The organism is Brevibacillus sp. SAFN-007a (genome assembly GCF_051967035.1).
Classification (GTDB): Bacteria; Bacillota; Bacilli; order Brevibacillales; family Brevibacillaceae; genus Brevibacillus.
The window spans coordinates 82,155-98,184 of the sequence record NZ_JBQCKK010000014.1; the positions used below are offsets into that span (position 1 = coordinate 82,155).

A 16,030-nucleotide genomic window follows, 5' to 3' on the forward strand; every position below is an offset into this window, starting at 1 on the left:
CGTTTATCCCGCTTTTCTTTTCTGGAATGGTTTTCGTTCCTTACCTCTAGTTCGCAGCAACTGGCACGGACTCCCCGCGGCGCTCCAAAATTTTGTTGACGGCGCGCACATAGGCGATTGCGCTCGCTTCCAGGACGTCTGTGCTGACGCCGCGGCCCGTGACGGTCATCTCGCCTTGCTGGAGGCGGACGAACACTTCGCCGAGCGCGTCCTGTCCATGCGTAACCGAGAGAATTTTGTAATCGGTCAAGATGACTTCTTCCCCTGTGGCCCGGTCAATCGCCTTGTAGATCGCGTCGACGGACCCATTGCCAATCGCCGCTTCCTCGACCACCGAGTCGTCAGCCCGTTTCAGGCGAACGCTTGCGGTCGGCACGGAAATATTGCCGTAGGAGAGCTGCACCGATTCGAGTTGGAACGCTTCCGCGCCACGCACGATTTTCGTATCGATCAGGGCGAGAATATCGTCGTCCGTAATTTCTTTTTTCTTGTCACACAACGACTTGAACGCTGCAAATGCCGCATTGACTTCCGCTTGGTCGAGGTGGTAACCCAGTTCCACCAGCTTTTCCTTGAACGCATGGCGGCCCGAGTGCTTCCCGAGAACCAGTTTGTTTGACTTGAAGCCGACCGACTCCGGACGAATGATTTCGTAGGTGGTGACTTCCTTCAAGACGCCATCCTGGTGAATACCGGATTCGTGGGCAAAAGCGTTCGCCCCCACGACGGCTTTGTTGCCCGGTACGATCATTCCGGTCAACCGACTCACAAGCTGGCTGGTCCGCGCGATTTCCTTCAGATGCAGCTTGGTTGTCGCCTGATAGTAGTCTTTGCGGGTCTCCAGGGCGAGCGCCACTTCCTCCAGCGCCGCGTTCCCTGCACGTTCGCCGATCCCGTTGATCGTGCCCTCCACCTGGGTAGCTCCCGCCTCCACCGCAGCCAGGCTGTTCGCCACGGCCATGCCCAGGTCATCGTGGCAATGACAGCTCAGGCGAATTCCTTCTGTCGCTGGCACGCGTTTTTTCAGCTCGCGGAAAATGTTGCCGTACTGGTAAGGCGTCATGTAGCCGACGGTATCGGGAATATTCACCGTTGTCGCACCCGCCTTGATGACCGCCTCCACTACCTCGGCCAAAAAGTCGATCTCTGTCCGTGCCGCATCCTCTGCGGAAAACTGTACTTCCGTGAAGTATTTTTTCGCATAGGTGACCGCCTCCACCGCGCGCTCAAGGACTTGCTCCTTGCTCATGTTCAGTTTGTACTGGCGATGGATGGGAGACGTGGCCAGAAAGACGTGGAGTGAGGCATTTTGGGCGTTGCGCAGCGCTTCGTACGCCTTATCCATGTCGTCTTTGACGGCACGTGCGAGACTGACGATGGTGGAGTTTTTCACCCGCTTCGCCACTTCGGCCACAGACTTTTGGTCGCCGGGGGAAGCTGCTGCAAAACCGGCCTCGATCCTGGTTACGCCCAGCTTTTCCAGTTGAAGCGCGATCTCTACCTTTTCATTCGTGCTGATGTTGACGCCCGGAGACTGCTCTCCATCGCGTAAGGTCGTATCAAAAATTTCAATGATTCGCATGAACGTTCCCCTCCACTTTTTCCTGCATGGGTATGTCTCTTTCTACAGGTCCTTATTGACCGATTTTCGCTTCCTCTTTTTTCGTTTCCTTGTTCAGCCAAGACATCATGCCGCGCAGCTGCCGGCCGACTACCTCGATGCCGTGTTCCGCCTCCAGACGGCGACGGGACGTAAAGCCAGGGCGGTTCGCCTGGTTTTCCAGGATCCAGTTGCGCGCGAATGTGCCGTCCTGGATTTCCGCCAGCACCTTTTTCATTTCTTTGCGCGTTTCCTCCGTGATGATGCGGCGTCCTGTGCTGTAGTCGCCGTACTCGGCCGTGTCACTGATGGAGTCGCGCATGCGAGCCAGGCCTCCTTCGTACATCAGGTCGACGATCAGTTTCAGTTCGTGCAGACACTCGAAGTAAGCGATCTCCGGCGCGTATCCGGCTTCGACCAGCGTATCGAAGCCCGCTTTGACCAGCTCGCTCGCTCCCCCGCACAACACCGCTTGCTCCCCGAACAGGTCTGTTTCCGTCTCTTCACGGAACGTCGTTTCGATCACGCCTGCTTTTGTGCAGCCGATTCCGCTGGAGTAGGCCAGCGCGAGGTCTTTGGCATGGCCTGTCGCATCCTGGTAAATCGCGATCAGGCCAGGTACGCCAAAGCCTTCCTGGTAGACGCGGCGAACGAGGTGACCCGGGCTTTTCGGAGCGGACATGATGACATCAACGTCTGCTGGCGGCACGATTTGCGCGTAGTGGATGTTGAATCCGTGGGAGAAGCAGAGCGCTGCACCGGATTTCAGGTACGGTGCAATTTCGTCACGGTATACCTGCGCCTGGCGTTCGTCTGGCATGAGGATTTGTACGACGTCCGCCCGTCTGGTTGCTTCTGCCACTGTCAACACTTCAAAGCCGTCTTTTGCCGCTGCGTCCCAAGACTTTCCTGGGCGCAGACCCACTACTACTTTATAGCCGCTGTCGCGCAGGTTTTGTGCCTGTGCATGGCCCTGGCTGCCGTAGCCGATGATGGCGATTGTCTTTCCGCGCAATACCTCTTTGTTTACGTCCGCTTCATAATACATTTTCACCATGTGTATAGCCTCCCTAAAATTATGTTTAGTTTGAACCGCTATTCTGAATTTTTCAATTTAAACAGTGGCTACAGCCGCTGTCGGAACAATACTGCGCGCCATCGCCACCGATCCTGTTCTCGTCAGTTCGAGAACCCCGTAGCTTTGCAAAAGCACAAGCAGCGCGTCGATTTTTTCGGTATCACCCGTGACTTGGACAATCAGCGAGGTCGGAGCCACATCGACGATTGCGGCGCGAAACGGCTCGACAATCCCGTTCAGCTCGGCCAGCTGGCTCGGCGATGCGTTCACCTTGATAAGCGCCAGTTCCCGGGAAACGTACGGGTTTTCGCTGAGGTTCGTCACCGAGATGACGTCGATCAGCTTGTGCAGCTGCTTCATCAGCTGTTGAATCTGGCGGTCGTCCGCTCCGGTGGTAATAATCATCCGGGACAGCCCTTGTTCTTCTGTTCCCCCCACCGTGATGCTGTCGATGTTGTAGCCGCGTTGCCCGAACAAGGTCGCGACTCGGGTCAAAACGCCGGGGTGATCGTTGACGAGTACGGCAAGCGTATGGGTTTGCATCCTAGTCGTCCCCCAATTCCATTTGATCTAAAGTGTTGCCTGATGCCACCATTGGATACACGTTTTCCTCCTGCGCGACGCGGAAGTCCACGACGACAGGTCCATCATGGCTGAGCGCTTCCGCCCAAACGGCCTCTGCTTCCTGCAAGGTGGTCGCCCGCAAGCCTTTGACGCCATACGCTTCCGCCAGCTTGACGAAATCGGGGCTGCACGTCAGGTCGATCTGGCTGTAGCGATTATCGTAGAACAGCTCCTGCCATTGGCGAACCATGCCCAGGCACTGGTTGTTCACAATCGCGACCTTCACCGGAATGTTGTACTGGCAGACAATCGCCAGTTCCTGGCTGGTCATCTGGAAGCCACCGTCGCCAACGACAGCGATCACCGTGCGATCCGGGTGGGCGATCTGTGCGCCAATCGCTGCCGGAAAGCCAAAGCCCATCGTGCCAAGACCGCCGGAAGAGATGAACGAGCGCGGGTGCTTGAACTTGTAGTATTGCGCGGTCCACATCTGGTGCTGTCCAACGTCTGTCGTGATAATCGCTTCCCCGGCCGTGGAGCTGTACAAAAGCTCAATGACCGCTTGCGGCTTCAGTACGTTGCCCGCTTTTTTGTACTTGTACGGGTACCGCTTCTGCCATTCCTTCAACTGGCTGATCCACGCTTGGGAATCGCAGGCGCGGGCAAGCGGAATCGCCTTGGTCAGGGTGCTTTTCACATCGCCCGCCACCGTGACGGCCGTCTCGACGTTTTTCCCCAGCTCGGCCGGATCGATGTCGACGTGGACGATGCGGGCTTTCGGAGCAAACTCCTTGGTGCGTCCCATCGTGATCCGGTCATCGAAGCGAGCGCCGAGGCCGATGACACAGTCCGCATTGAGCAGCGCCTGGTTGGCTGTGTAGCTGCCGTGCATGCCCGGCATGGCCAGCGCCAATTCGTGCGTGCCTGGGAACCCGCCCAGCCCCATGAATGTGTTGATAACCGGGATGCGCGTCTTCTCGGCAAAAGCGAGCAGCTCCGCCTCGGCTTTTGCGGCGATGATGCCCCCGCCTGCCAAAATGACCGGGCGCTTCGCTTCGCCAATCGCGTCAACAAATGCCCGCACCTCTTCGTCCGTCGGAACAAGCGTGTCGCGGTAGCCGCGAATCTCGACCTTGTCCGGGTAGGCGAACGGTGCCTTCGCGTTGGCCACATCTTTGGGAATGTCGATGAGGACCGGGCCCGGACGACCTGTGGAGGCGATGTAGAACGCTTCCTTCACGATGCGCGGCAGGTCGCGGACATCGCGGACGAAGTAGCTGTGCTTCGTAATCGGGATGGTGATTCCGGTAATGTTCGCTTCCTGGAACGCGTCGGTTCCGATCAGCGACTGGGCTACGTTTCCGGTGATGCACACCAGCGGAACCGAATCCATCTGGGCTGTCGCAATTCCCGTGACGAGGTTGGTCGCCCCCGGACCGGAAGTGGCGATGCATACGCCCGGTTTGCCGGTTGCGCGGGCGTACCCGTCTGCTGCGTGGATCGCGCCCTGCTCATGGCGTGTCAGGATATGCTTGAAGTAGCTCCCGTACAAGGAATCGTAGATTGGAAGCACCGCTCCGCCCGGATAGCCGAAAATGTATTCGACCTGCTCCAGGATCAGACAGCGCAGAAGCGTTTCTGCTCCTGTCACTTCCTCCCCGAACCGGATCGGTGGAATGCCGTTCTTTTTCTGCAATTCGGCCATTTCAACACTCATTTTCCTCTCCTCCTCCCACTTCTTACAGCCGCTATAAAAAATACCTATGGGCACATAGAAAAACCCTTTCGCCCCGACACGGTTCGATTGCCATGTCTTTTGGGGCGAAAGGGTTCGCGGTACCACCCAACTTCATCGGCGCCTCGCGGTCAGCCGATCTCAGTCAGTCCCACCAATGGAGACTGTAACACGCTAACGGGTGTCAATCGGTTTTCCCTACTTTTTGCACAGGGCAAATTTCAGCAAAACAGCTCGGAGGTGAGCAGTGCAGCGTACCCTATGCCCGCTTCTCAGCAACCGGGGCTCTCTGTAAAAGGGGAGACGCGCACCATCCTCGTCATAGCCTGCTATTATAGCAATATTTCCAATATTGTTTTTGTCAGAAAATAAGGGTTACGTCTGATTATAGTCAGGCACTTTGGGGGTGTCAACGAAAACAAAAAGATTTTTCCATACTTTTGTCCGAACGAATGCTCAGTAGAAAAGCGCGAAACGGCGCGGTTTTTGCATGTAAGCGAATACATTTTTTCGCCGGCTTGTCCTCCTTTTCGGACAAGGAAACGGACCGGCAATGCCCGCCCTTCCTTTTTTGCGCGAACGGTTTTACCGCTTGTCGCGAAGTCCCTCGATCAACACTTCCGCCACCTCGGGACGGGTAAATTCCGGCGGAGGGGTCTGGCCGCTTTTCAACAGCTCGCGCACTTTTGTCCCGGACAGCGTCAGATGCTCGCTTGCCGCGTGCGGGCACGTTTTCGCGGTCGCCATTCCCTGGCAGGCGGTGCAGTAAAAGCTGTGTTCGAAAAACATTAGCTCGATGCCCAGCTCCTCTGGCGCGAAAGCAGAAAAGATATGCTGCGCGTCGTACGTCCCGTAATAATCGCCCACGCCCGCATGATCGCGGCCCACGATGAAATGCGTGCAGCCGTAGTTTTTGCGGACGAGCGCGTGAAATACGGCTTCCCTCGGTCCCGCGTAGCGCATGGCCGCCGGAAATGCCGCGAGCAGCACGCGCTCTTTCGGATAGTAGTTTTCCAGCAGGGCGAGGTAGCTTTTCATCCGCACCTCCGCGGGAATGTCATCCGCCTTGGTCTCTCCCATCAGCGGATTGAGGAACAGCCCATCGACAATTTCCATCGCCGCTTTTTGGATGTATTCGTGCGCCCGGTGAACGGGATTGCGCGTCTGGAAGCCGACGACGGTTTTCCAGCCGTTTTGGCGAAAAAGCTCTCTCGTCTCGCGCGGCGTCAAGTAGTACGCGGCAAAGCGCTCGGGACGGGGCCGCTTGCGCACATGCACGGGACCGCCCAAATACAGCCCCGGCTTTTCCATCAGCTTTTTCACTCCCGGATGCGCCTGGTCCTCTGTCCGAAACACCTGTCTGGCTTCCCGCGCCTTATCTGGCTGGTAGCGGCTTTGCACCTGGAGAATGGCGTAGTTCTCGCCATCTTCCCCGCGCAGCCATACCGCCTCCCCCGGCTCGATATCCGCATGCGCTGCTGCATCGACTGCGAGCGTCACGGGCAACGGCCAAACGGTCCCGTCTGCGAGCCGCATCCGCTCCACGACGGAATGGTAGTCGTCCTCGCCGAGAAAACCTGTCAGCGGGGAAAAGGCGCCAACAGCGAGACAATCGATGTCGGACAACGTCCATTTGTCAACCGTGATCGCTTTGGAAATATCGGCTTCGGTAATTGCTTCCGGCTGAATCTCCAGCCTGTCAACGAGCGTCCCACCGTGTGGCGAGATCGTGTGCATCGCGTGTCCTCCCTCCTGTTCCCTTACTTGTGCAGACCGCATTCGGTCTTGTCAAAGCCAGCCCAGCGTCCTGCGCGCGGGTCCTGCCCTGGCTGGACAGGCTCGGTGCAAACTTGGCAGCCAATGCTTGGATAATGACGGTCGTGCAAGGGATTGTAGGGGACATCGTTCGCATGTATATAAGCCCACACCTGGTCCATCGTCCAGTCCGCGAGCGGGTTGAACTTCACCAGCTTGAATTTATCGTCCCATTCCACTTTTTTCGCGTTCGCGCGCGTAGGCGCCTGATCGCGGCGAATGCCGGTAATCCAGGCGTCGTAGCCGGACAACACCCGTGTCAAAGGCTCTACCTTGCGGATTTGGCAGCACAGATTCGGGTCTGTCTCCCACAATTTGTCCCCGTGGCTCTTCTCCTGCTCGGCCAGGGTCATCTCGGGCAGCACCTGGATAAATTTCGTCTGGTACCGCTCCTGTAGCTTGTCGCGCGTCTCGTACGTCTCGGGAAAATGTTTGTTCGTATCGAGATAAAAGACAGGGATCGTCGGAGCCAGTTTGTGCAGCATGTCGATCAGCACGACATCCTCGGCGCCGAAGCTTGAGGCGAGGACGAGGCTGCCTGCGAAGTGTTCCACTGCCAGAACAAGCACATCCTGCGGGGATTTGGCTTCCATCCGGTACGCCCACACTTGTAGCTCTTCGTCCGCCATCCTCTGGCGATTGCTCATCAGCGAAACTCCTTTCCTGCTAGGATTCCCCCACCATCATATGTCGAGAGGCAGGAAGTGGCGATTCGTCCCGCTGACAAAACCCGGCAAGCAAAAAAGCCGACCTTCCCCTACGGAAAGATCGGCTTTTGCTCGCGACGTATGTGATTACGCGTTCAGTTTGCTTTTTGCAACGGTTGCCAGTTCGTTGAACGCAGCTTTGTCGTTCACAGCCAGGTCAGCCAGCATCTTGCGGTTTACTTCGATGCCAGCTACTTTCAGGCCGTGCATCAGACGGCTGTAGGACAGACCGTTCAGGCGAGCTTGCGCGTTGATACGGGTGATCCACAGTTTGCGGAAGTCGCGTTTCTTTTGACGACGGTCACGGTATGCATAAAGCAGGGATTTCATTACCTGCGCATTAGCGGATTTAAACAGGCGATGCTTGGAACCGAAGTATCCTTTCGCCAGCTTCAGGATTTTTTTATGACGACGGCGTGTAACAATGCCACCTTTTACTCTTGGCATACTAAACTCCTCCTGGTCTTTCCAGCATGGCGGCCAACTGCTAGGCGCTTAGGGAGCTCATGCTGCGTAATGTGTGTAGTGATACAAAAACTTACAGGTAAGTGAGCATTTGCTCAATACGTTTTTGATCGCCTTTGGAAACGAGTGCAGCTTTGCGCAGGTGGCGCTTTTGCTTCGTCGATTTGTTGGCGAACAAGTGGCTACCGAATGCGCGGTCGCGCTTCAATTGGCCGCTTCCAGTCTTTTTGAAACGTTTCGCAGCAGCCTTGTTGGTTTTCATTTTAGGCATTTGAAAAATCCTCCTGTCTACACTACTATCTTACTTTTCCGCTTTCGGAGCCAGAATCATGATCATGCTGCGGCCCTCGATCTTCGGTTTACGCTCAGGCGTAGCGAGATCTTCACACTGGGCAGCGACACGCTCCATAACGCCAAGTCCGATTTCGGAGTGGGTGATTTCACGTCCGCGAAAACGGATCGTACACTTCACCTTGTGGTGATCCTCCAGGAACTTGCGGACGTTGCGAAGCTTGGTTTGAAAATCGTGTTCTTCGATGTTTGAAGAAAAACGCACTTCTTTCAGCTCGATGATCTTCTGGTTTTTCCGGGCTTCTTTCTCCTTCTTCGCCTGCTCGTACTTGAACTTTCCGTAGTCCATGATACGGCATACAGGCGGCTTGGCTGTCGGAGCAACGTTTACCAGATCCAGTTCGGCTTCCTGGGCAATGCGCAACGCTTCCCTGAAGGGTACGACTCCCAATTGGCTCCCGTCAGCACCGATCAAACGGACTTCACGGGCACGAATCGCTTCGTTGATTAACATTTGGTCCTTGCTAATACTTTCCACCTCCGTCAATTTCGAGAAGGAACAAAAATGTGCGAACGCAACTGCGCCCGCACATATCTCACCTAAGCAATTTCATCAGATCCAAGGATCCTTGCATAAGAGTTACCTGTCAACAGTCGTGTCGGACGTCGACCCAGGTGAGAAGCTGGGCGCCTCTGCTTGTTCTCGAAGTATGAAGTGTTTATACACGCAACCTATGATACAAGGTAGAGTTGTCTTTGTCAAGGCTTATCGCCCTTCATCCTCCAATGTGGGACATTTCTACCTTCGGACGCTTGCGAAGTCCCTGCGTGTGGTCCAGCCGCTCTTCCGAATAGCGCTCGTCGCGCTTTTCCCAGATCGCGCGAATCAGCTCGCGGATTTCGTCGTCGCTTCGCCCGGAACGCAGCGGCTCGCGCAAGTCTTCTCCGGCGGAGGCGAACAGACAGTTGTACATTTTCCCCTCCGCCGACAGCCGCGCGCGGGTACAGGTCGAACAGAAGGCTTGCGTCACCGACGAAATCAGGCCAATCTCTTGCTCGCTGCCCTCATAGCGGTAACGCGAAGCGACCTCGCCAAAATAGTTCGCCTCGACCGGGACGAGCGGCATTTCTCGGTGGATCATCTGGATGATTTCGCTTGCAGGCACAACCTGATCGAGCTTCCAGCCGTTGCTGTTTCCGACGTCCATAAACTCGATGAAGCGCAGCGTATGCCCCTGCTCGCGGAAGTAGCGGGCCATCGGCAAAATGTCCTGGTCATTGACGCCGCGCTGGACGACCATGTTGATTTTCACCTGGAGCCCCGCTTCCGCCGCCGCGCGAATCCCGGCAAGCACGCCTTCCACCGGATAGCCTCTGCCGTTCATCATGCCAAAGCGCTCATTGTCCAGGCTGTCGAGGCTGACGGTGACGCGATCCAGTCCGGCTTCCCGCAAGGCTGGAGCGTGACGGACGAGCAGGGAGCCATTGGTGGTCATGGCGATATCCTGGACGCCCTCTATGTTGCGGAGCATGCGAATGAGTACAGGCAAATCCTTGCGCATCAGCGGTTCCCCGCCCGTAATCCGGACTTTCCGCACGCCAAGCTGGGTGAATAGGTTGGTCAACCGGGCGATTTCTTCGAACGACAGCAGCTTGTGCTGAGGCAAAAAGGCAAAATCCGGTCCGAAAATTTCAGCTGGCATACAGTATCGGCAACGAAAATTGCATCTGTCTGTCACGGAAATGCGCAGATCACGGAGAGGTCGATGTCGTGTGTCACGTACTGGCAGCTGCTCTGGCACTGGCGGTCACTCTCCTTTTGGCGTCCGACTTACGATTCCGGTTTTTTATTAGCGTACCATATTCCCCCTGCAAACGGCTGCTTTTTCTGCACGTTTCGCCGCTGACAAGCTGAAAGCCGTGCTGGACCGTACCCGGCCGCGCCAATCAAAAGGGCAGCTGCCCACCGCTTGCGTGAGAGCTGCCCTTTTGGCTTTACTTCATTTCGTTGATTTCTGCGCGGATTTTTTCCACGAACTCATCCACTGTCATCGCGCCTTCATCGCCTACCCCGCGTCTGCGCACAGACAGGGTGCCGTCGTTCACTTCTTTTTCCCCAATGACCAGCATGTACGGGATTTTTTGTACCTGGGCTTCCCGGATTTTGTAGCCGATTTTCTCGTTGCGCGCATCCAGCTCCACGCGGATGCCGGCTTGTTGCAGCTTTTCTTTGACTTGCTCGGCGTACGGAATGTGCACTTCGCTGATGTTCATCAGACGTGCCTGGATCGGCGTGAGCCATACCGGGAACGCGCCTGCATAGTGCTCGATCAGGATGCCGATGAAACGCTCCATGGAGCCGTACATTGCACGGTGCAAGACAACCGGACGATGCTTCTCGTTGTCTTGGCCCACGTAAGTCAGGTCGAACTTCTCCGGCATCTGGAAGTCGAGCTGGATGGTGCCGCATTGGTGACGGCGTTTCAGCGCGTCGGTAATCTGGAAGTCGATCTTCGGTCCGTAGAACGCGCCGTCGCCTTCCTTGATCTCATACGGCATCTCCAATTGCTCCAGCACCTTTTTCAAGGAGCTTTCCGCTGTTTCCCACAGCTCGTCGGAGCCCATGGAATCTTCCGGACGAGTCGAGAGCGCTACGCTGTATTCAAACCCAAACACTTTGTAGATTTTGTCGATCAGCTGAATCATGTTTTTGATTTCGCTCTCGATCTGGTCAGGACGGACGAATACGTGCGCGTCATCCTGGCAGAAGGTGCGAACCCGGAGCATTCCGTTCAACGCGCCGGAATATTCGTGGCGGTGAACCTGGCCGAATTCGGAGTAGCGAATGGGCAGGTCGCGGTAGGAATGCATCGCGTTTTTGTAAATGAGCATGTGTCCTGGGCAGTTCATCGGCTTCAAGGCGTACGTCGCGTTGTCTACCTCAGAGAAGTACATATTTTCCTTGTAGTGATCCCAGTGCCCGGATTCTTTCCACAGACGCTCGTTCATGAGGAACGGCGAGCGCACCTCTGTGTACTGGGCCAGCTGTTGCAGGCGGCGGGAGAATTGCTCCAGCTCGTTGCGGACCGTGAAGCCCTTCGGCAGGTAGAACGGCATGCCGGGCGCTTCCTCGGAGAACATGAACAGCTCCAGCTCTTTGCCCAGCTTGCGGTGATCGCGCTTTTTCGCCTCTTCGATGAAGTGCAGGTATTCGTCCATATCCGCTTTTTTCGGCCAAGCGGTACCATAGACGCGCTGCAGCACCTGGTTTTCCGCTTTTCCGCGCCAGTAGGCACCGGCCACGCTCATCAGCTTGAACGCCTTGATGTAGCCAGTGGACGGCAGGTGCGGACCGCGACAGAGGTCGAAAAACTCGCCCTGCTCGTACAGGGTAATCGTCGCATCTTCCGGCAGCTCGCGGATCAGCTCCAGCTTCAGATGGTCGTTGAGGTTTTGGTAAATTCTGGTTGCTTCATCGCGGCTGACGACTCTGCGGCGGATCGGCAAGTCTTCCTTCACGATTTTTTCCATTTCCGCTTCAATCTTGGCCAGGTCCTCCGGCGAGAGCGAGACCGGAATGTCCATGTCGTAGTAGAAGCCATCCTCGATCACCGGACCGATTCCGAATTTGACTTCGCTGCCGTAGATGCGTTTTACCGCCTGGGCCAGCAGGTGGGCGGTACTGTGACGGTACACTTCCAATCCTTCCGGTGTATCGAGCGTCACGATTTCAATCGCGGCGTCATCCTCAAGCGGAGTGTACAGATCCACGAGTTTGCCGTCTTTTTTGCCAGCTACTGCTTTTTTCTTCAGGCTCGCGCTGATGGAGCCTGCAATCTCTTCGATGGTAATCCCAGCTTCGTACTGGCGGACTGCTCCATCCGGGAACGTTACGTTGATTTGTGCCACCTTGGATTCTTCCTTCCTGTTTGTTGGTTTTGAGAAAATAAAAAAACACCCATCCCAGAAGGGACGAGTGTATTCTCGCGGTACCACCCTAGTTCAAGTCTGTCCAAAATCCGGGCCGCTCCAAACGGATGCCCAAACAGACTCCTCATTCACCTCGTAACGGTACAGGACCGGCAAGCCGTTACTAAAAGCATGCGCTTCGTTCCCGGCTGCTACTCGAAGGGGGTAGACCCATATGATCTCGCAGCAAGCTTCCAGCCAAGGCCTGCCTCTCTAGAGCGATCTCGATATCGTCCATGTCCTTCTCATCGTATTTGTACGCCATATTCACACTTGTTGTTCCTCATTATAGTGTAGTCGGATTGTTCCCGTCAAGTATGCGTCTTTGTCCGAGGCATAGCGAACAGGAATGGCACGTAATGAGCCTGCTGTCGAAAATGCTGCGGATCGTTTGCACCAATCCCGGCTTTTCCCCGGCCATGTGCAGAACGATGCTCTCAGGCGCGAGCGTCACCAGCGCGCTGACCAAATAATCCTCATCCCGGCATGCTTGCTCGTCCATGCCAAAGACCGCGTCCAGTTGCTCCAGCCAGAGACGATCTCCCTTTTTGTCATAAAGATGGAAAGGTTTGTCCACACTAGGAATAACATGGACCACTTCCTGCTTGACTTCCTGCACGGCGATAAAATACCGCAGAAGCTCGACGAATTCCTGGTATTGCTTGTCTTCCAAATACTCGTCGATACCGGATTCCACCAGCTCGAACAGCTCATTCCAATGTTCCTGTAGCCGGAACCTGACAAACCCCAATACGTTGATGGTACGCTCCTGCTCCAGATAGAAAAATGCCTTGCGATACACGTTTGCCTTGCGAGTCGTAGCGGCCAAAAGCTCCCGGCCGTCCTGCTCGATCTCCAGGCACATGCGCTCGATGTAAGGAAACACTTCCGCCCATTCTTCTTCCAACTGTTCCGCCGCCAAAAGATCGGTCGCCATTTCCTGCAAAATCTCCGGCTCCTTGACCTGCGCCACCCATTCGGCCAAGGTCAAGGCCACAAAAGCTCTCGCCCACTCTATCGTCTGCGCATCGTATTCCTCTTCGCACCAGCTCTGAAAAAGGAACGTGCAGTAGTCGTCCTGTTCCTGCTCCTTGTATGTAATGCGCACCGGGGCAGTATTGACCCGCTCCATCATCTCATTGACGATCACGCGATACGTGCCACTATGCTCAGGGACATTCTCCAGCAAGACGCGATACGTTTGCATTTTCATCCCCCCCAACCGCCATTGTAGTTACAGTATATGTCCCTTTATAGGCGATATACTTTTAAACGATTGGAAACCGGGGGAGGAAAAGGGCCTGCCGCGAAGCAAAAAACACGCTGCCTGCTCGTCTTTCGCTTGTGCGACATGACGAACAGGCAGCGTGCTGCCGAACGTTTTTTCCTTTAGTTTTGCATCACAAAATCTCTCTCCGCCATTTCGCCGTCCTTGAACACGCGCAGGATCTCGTACTGGGTGTTGCGCTGCGCCGGAATTTTGCCCGCGCCGCGGATCAGTTCGAGAATCTGGTTGGTATTCACCTTATAGGTACATGCGGCAGCCGAAACAACGTTTTCTTCCATCATGGTCTGGCCGAAATCGTTTGCTCCGTAGGAGAGAGACAGCTGGCCGTACTCCGGACCCATCGTCACCCAGGAAGCCTGGAGATTTTTGAAGTTGTCCAACATCAGCCGGCTGATCGCCAACGTCTTGAGATATTCCTCCGGCGTATTGTTCACGGCTTTCATGTTCGTGTTGTCCGGCTGGAACGTCCAGACGATAAACGCTTTGAAACCATTCGTCTCATCCTGCGCTTCCCTAATGCGCATCAGAGACAGCACGCGCTCCTCCATTTCCTCGCCAAAGCCGATGACCATCGTCGCCGTACCCGGCAAGCCGATGCGGTGGGCGGCTTTTTGCGTTTCGATCCACTCTTTCCACGAGCCTTTCAGACGGGAAATTTTGCGGCGGGTACGGTCGTCGAGAATTTCGCCGCCTGCTCCCGGCAAGGAATCCAGCCCCGCGGCCTTCAATTCCTTGAGCACGTCCTCGACCGTCATGTTGGAAACCTGGGCGATCTTGATGACTTCCGCTACCGACAAGGAGTGCATCGTAATTTGCGGGAAGCGCTGCTTGATCGCACGCAGCAGGTCGGTAAAATAATCAATTTTCAGATCCGGATTGGTTCCGCCCTGCATCAAGATTTCCGTACCACCGACGTCGATTGTCTCCTGAATCTTTTGGAAAATAACCTCTCTGGGCAGGACATAGCCTTCGCTTGAGCCGGGACGACGGTAAAAGGCGCAAAAGCGGCAATACGTATCGCAAATGTTCGTATAGTTCACATTTCGGCTAATGACAAACGTGGCAATGGGTTCTGGATGGTGCTTTTGCATCACCAGATTGGCGTAGTGTCCGATCTTTTCAATTTCATTGCTGGCAAACAGAGCAAGGCCGTCTTCCAGACCCAGTCGTTCTCCGGCAAGGGCACGTTCCAATATCGCATCGATCATAAGGATCACTCCTCGTACCTTACGTAAATTCCATTCCACATGATATCACAATCCAGACCTAACGGCTACAGTTCGGGGTGCTGGCACAATCAGGGCACAGACGCAAAACAGCCCCGCTATCAGCAGAGCTGTCCGTTTTTTCCGCGATGGGCTCATTCAAATCCAATCTGCTCATACACTTCCGGTTCCCAGTAAATCACCGTTTGCGCAAGCGGCAGATTCGTTTCGCGCGCGCCATTCGGCTGCCCGTTAAAGTAAATGATCTCCGTTACGGCTACCCGATCTCCGCGTACGTCGATTTCTCCCGTCAACTGCAAACTGGCTCCATCCGGCGCATAAAAAACCACTTTCCCCGATCCCAATGTCTTCATGGGTTCCTCCCGATGCTGTCTGTCCTTTTTTTCTCTATTTTCTATACTAATGGACATTCTTTCCTAGCGTCAATGAAAAACAAAAGGTCTTTCTTCCCATGCCCGTGGCATTTTCGGGCGACTCGCGCAGGACAAACCTCCTCAAAAAGAAACAGAATCCGGGAAAAACGTAACCCGCTGGCGTTTACCGTCGTATTCCCTCCAACAGGCGGTCTGTGTTTGGGCCTGGCCGCATATCCTAGCTACTGAAAACCGATTTTTTCCTGTATAATGAAAACCCGAGAGGAAATGTCCTAAGGAGATGCTCATGCTCGATCAAATCACACAACTGTTCATGCAATATGGAATATGGGGACTCTTTGGCATGGCATTCTTGGATTCGTTCATCAGTCCAATTCCTCCCTTTTTTATGCAAATCGCGATGAGCTTGCTCGATCCCGGCTCCGCCCTCCGCTTTGCAACCGTGGCCTTTACCGCCTCGATTCTCGGCGCGCCGATTGGCTTTTTGCTGGGCAAATGGCTCGGCAAGCCGATTTTGCAGAAGCTGCTGCCGGAAAAATGGGTCGTAGTCGCCACCGAGAAATTCGCCAAAAACGGGGATGCTGCCGTGTTGATCGGTGCGTTTACGCCGATTCCGTTCAAAGTGTTTACCGTGCTGAGCGGCGTGTTCAACTACTCGCTGACCAAGCTCATGCTGTTTGCCATCGTCGGCCGCGGTCTGAAATTTTTTCTGATCGGAACCTTGTTTCACTTGTACGGCAAGCACGCCAAGGTGCTTTTGGACGAATACCTGGAAGTCACGCTGCTGGGTGCCGCTGCGCTGGTGGCGATCGGCTGGTTCATCTGGAACAAGCGCCGCAAACGCGATGCCTGAAAAGCTTTCGTGACAACAAAAAACGCCCGGGGGTGCCAATTGCAACTGCCCGGGCGTTTTTTCGC

General features: G+C 55.3%; 15 protein-coding genes and 1 other annotated feature. Of the genes, 1 reads left to right on the forward strand and 14 read right to left on the reverse strand.

What is annotated here, in order from left to right:
* Window positions 1-46: 46 nt before the first annotated feature.
* From ACTHO6_RS15230 to ACTHO6_RS15295, 14 genes are all read right to left on the reverse strand, one after another.
* The gene (locus tag ACTHO6_RS15230; RefSeq protein WP_440242643.1) at window positions 47-1,582 is read right to left on the reverse strand and encodes a 2-isopropylmalate synthase; all 1,536 of its coding nucleotides are present in this window, start codon (window positions 1,580-1,582) and stop codon (window positions 47-49) included.
* A 52-nt stretch (window positions 1,583-1,634) separates the two neighbouring features.
* Window positions 1,635-2,657 (reverse strand): ketol-acid reductoisomerase, encoded by a 1,023-nt coding sequence (ilvC, locus tag ACTHO6_RS15235; RefSeq protein WP_440242644.1) that lies wholly within the window; start codon window positions 2,655-2,657, stop codon window positions 1,635-1,637.
* Between the two features lie 57 nt (window positions 2,658-2,714).
* Window positions 2,715-3,221 (reverse strand): acetolactate synthase small subunit, encoded by a 507-nt coding sequence (ilvN, locus tag ACTHO6_RS15240; RefSeq protein WP_440242645.1) that lies wholly within the window; start codon window positions 3,219-3,221, stop codon window positions 2,715-2,717.
* Between the two features lies 1 nt (window position 3,222).
* The gene (ilvB, locus tag ACTHO6_RS15245; protein ID WP_440242646.1) at window positions 3,223-4,959 is read right to left on the reverse strand and encodes a biosynthetic-type acetolactate synthase large subunit; all 1,737 of its coding nucleotides are present in this window, start codon (window positions 4,957-4,959) and stop codon (window positions 3,223-3,225) included.
* A gap of 603 nt (window positions 4,960-5,562) precedes the next feature.
* The gene (sat, locus tag ACTHO6_RS15250) at window positions 5,563-6,714 is read right to left on the reverse strand and encodes a sulfate adenylyltransferase (protein WP_440242647.1); all 1,152 of its coding nucleotides are present in this window, start codon (window positions 6,712-6,714) and stop codon (window positions 5,563-5,565) included.
* A 23-nt stretch (window positions 6,715-6,737) separates the two neighbouring features.
* Window positions 6,738-7,439, reverse strand: a complete 702-nt coding sequence (locus ACTHO6_RS15255) for a phosphoadenylyl-sulfate reductase (RefSeq protein ID WP_440242648.1) — start codon at window positions 7,437-7,439, stop codon at window positions 6,738-6,740.
* 147 nt (window positions 7,440-7,586) lie between these two features.
* Complete coding sequence (rplT, locus tag ACTHO6_RS15260; protein WP_440242649.1) at window positions 7,587-7,946, reverse strand: 50S ribosomal protein L20; 360 nt, start codon at window positions 7,944-7,946, stop codon at window positions 7,587-7,589.
* A gap of 91 nt (window positions 7,947-8,037) precedes the next feature.
* Entirely contained in the window at window positions 8,038-8,235 is a 198-nt protein-coding gene (rpmI, locus tag ACTHO6_RS15265; protein ID WP_436709985.1) for a 50S ribosomal protein L35, read from the reverse strand.
* Window positions 8,236-8,265: 30 nt separating this feature from the next.
* Window positions 8,266-8,769, reverse strand: a complete 504-nt coding sequence (infC, locus tag ACTHO6_RS15270) for a translation initiation factor IF-3 (protein ID WP_005829338.1) — start codon at window positions 8,767-8,769, stop codon at window positions 8,266-8,268.
* Between the two features lie 262 nt (window positions 8,770-9,031).
* Window positions 9,032-10,057, reverse strand: coding sequence for a GTP 3',8-cyclase MoaA (gene moaA, locus ACTHO6_RS15275; RefSeq protein ID WP_440242650.1), 1,026 nt, complete (start codon window positions 10,055-10,057; stop codon window positions 9,032-9,034).
* A 193-nt stretch (window positions 10,058-10,250) separates the two neighbouring features.
* Window positions 10,251-12,164: a threonine--tRNA ligase gene (gene thrS / locus ACTHO6_RS15280; protein ID WP_440242651.1), complete on the reverse strand. Its 1,914-nt coding sequence runs from the start codon at window positions 12,162-12,164 to the stop codon at window positions 10,251-10,253.
* A gap of 56 nt (window positions 12,165-12,220) precedes the next feature.
* Window positions 12,221-12,482 (reverse strand) — a binding site (T-box leader).
* A gap of 28 nt (window positions 12,483-12,510) precedes the next feature.
* On the reverse strand, window positions 12,511-13,431 hold the full coding sequence (gene ytxC, locus ACTHO6_RS15285; RefSeq protein WP_440242652.1) for a sporulation protein YtxC: 921 nt from the start codon (window positions 13,429-13,431) through the stop codon (window positions 12,511-12,513).
* 182 nt (window positions 13,432-13,613) lie between these two features.
* Window positions 13,614-14,720, reverse strand: a complete 1,107-nt coding sequence (gene mqnC, locus ACTHO6_RS15290) for a cyclic dehypoxanthinyl futalosine synthase (RefSeq protein ID WP_440242653.1) — start codon at window positions 14,718-14,720, stop codon at window positions 13,614-13,616.
* Between the two features lie 152 nt (window positions 14,721-14,872).
* Window positions 14,873-15,091 (reverse strand): hypothetical protein, encoded by a 219-nt coding sequence (locus tag ACTHO6_RS15295; protein WP_440242654.1) that lies wholly within the window; start codon window positions 15,089-15,091, stop codon window positions 14,873-14,875.
* A 307-nt stretch (window positions 15,092-15,398) separates the two neighbouring features.
* On the opposite strand from ACTHO6_RS15295, the gene ACTHO6_RS15300 reads away from it, so the two are divergent.
* The gene (locus tag ACTHO6_RS15300) at window positions 15,399-15,965 is read left to right on the forward strand and encodes a YqaA family protein (protein ID WP_440242655.1); all 567 of its coding nucleotides are present in this window, start codon (window positions 15,399-15,401) and stop codon (window positions 15,963-15,965) included.
* Window positions 15,966-16,030 lie beyond the last annotated feature (65 nt).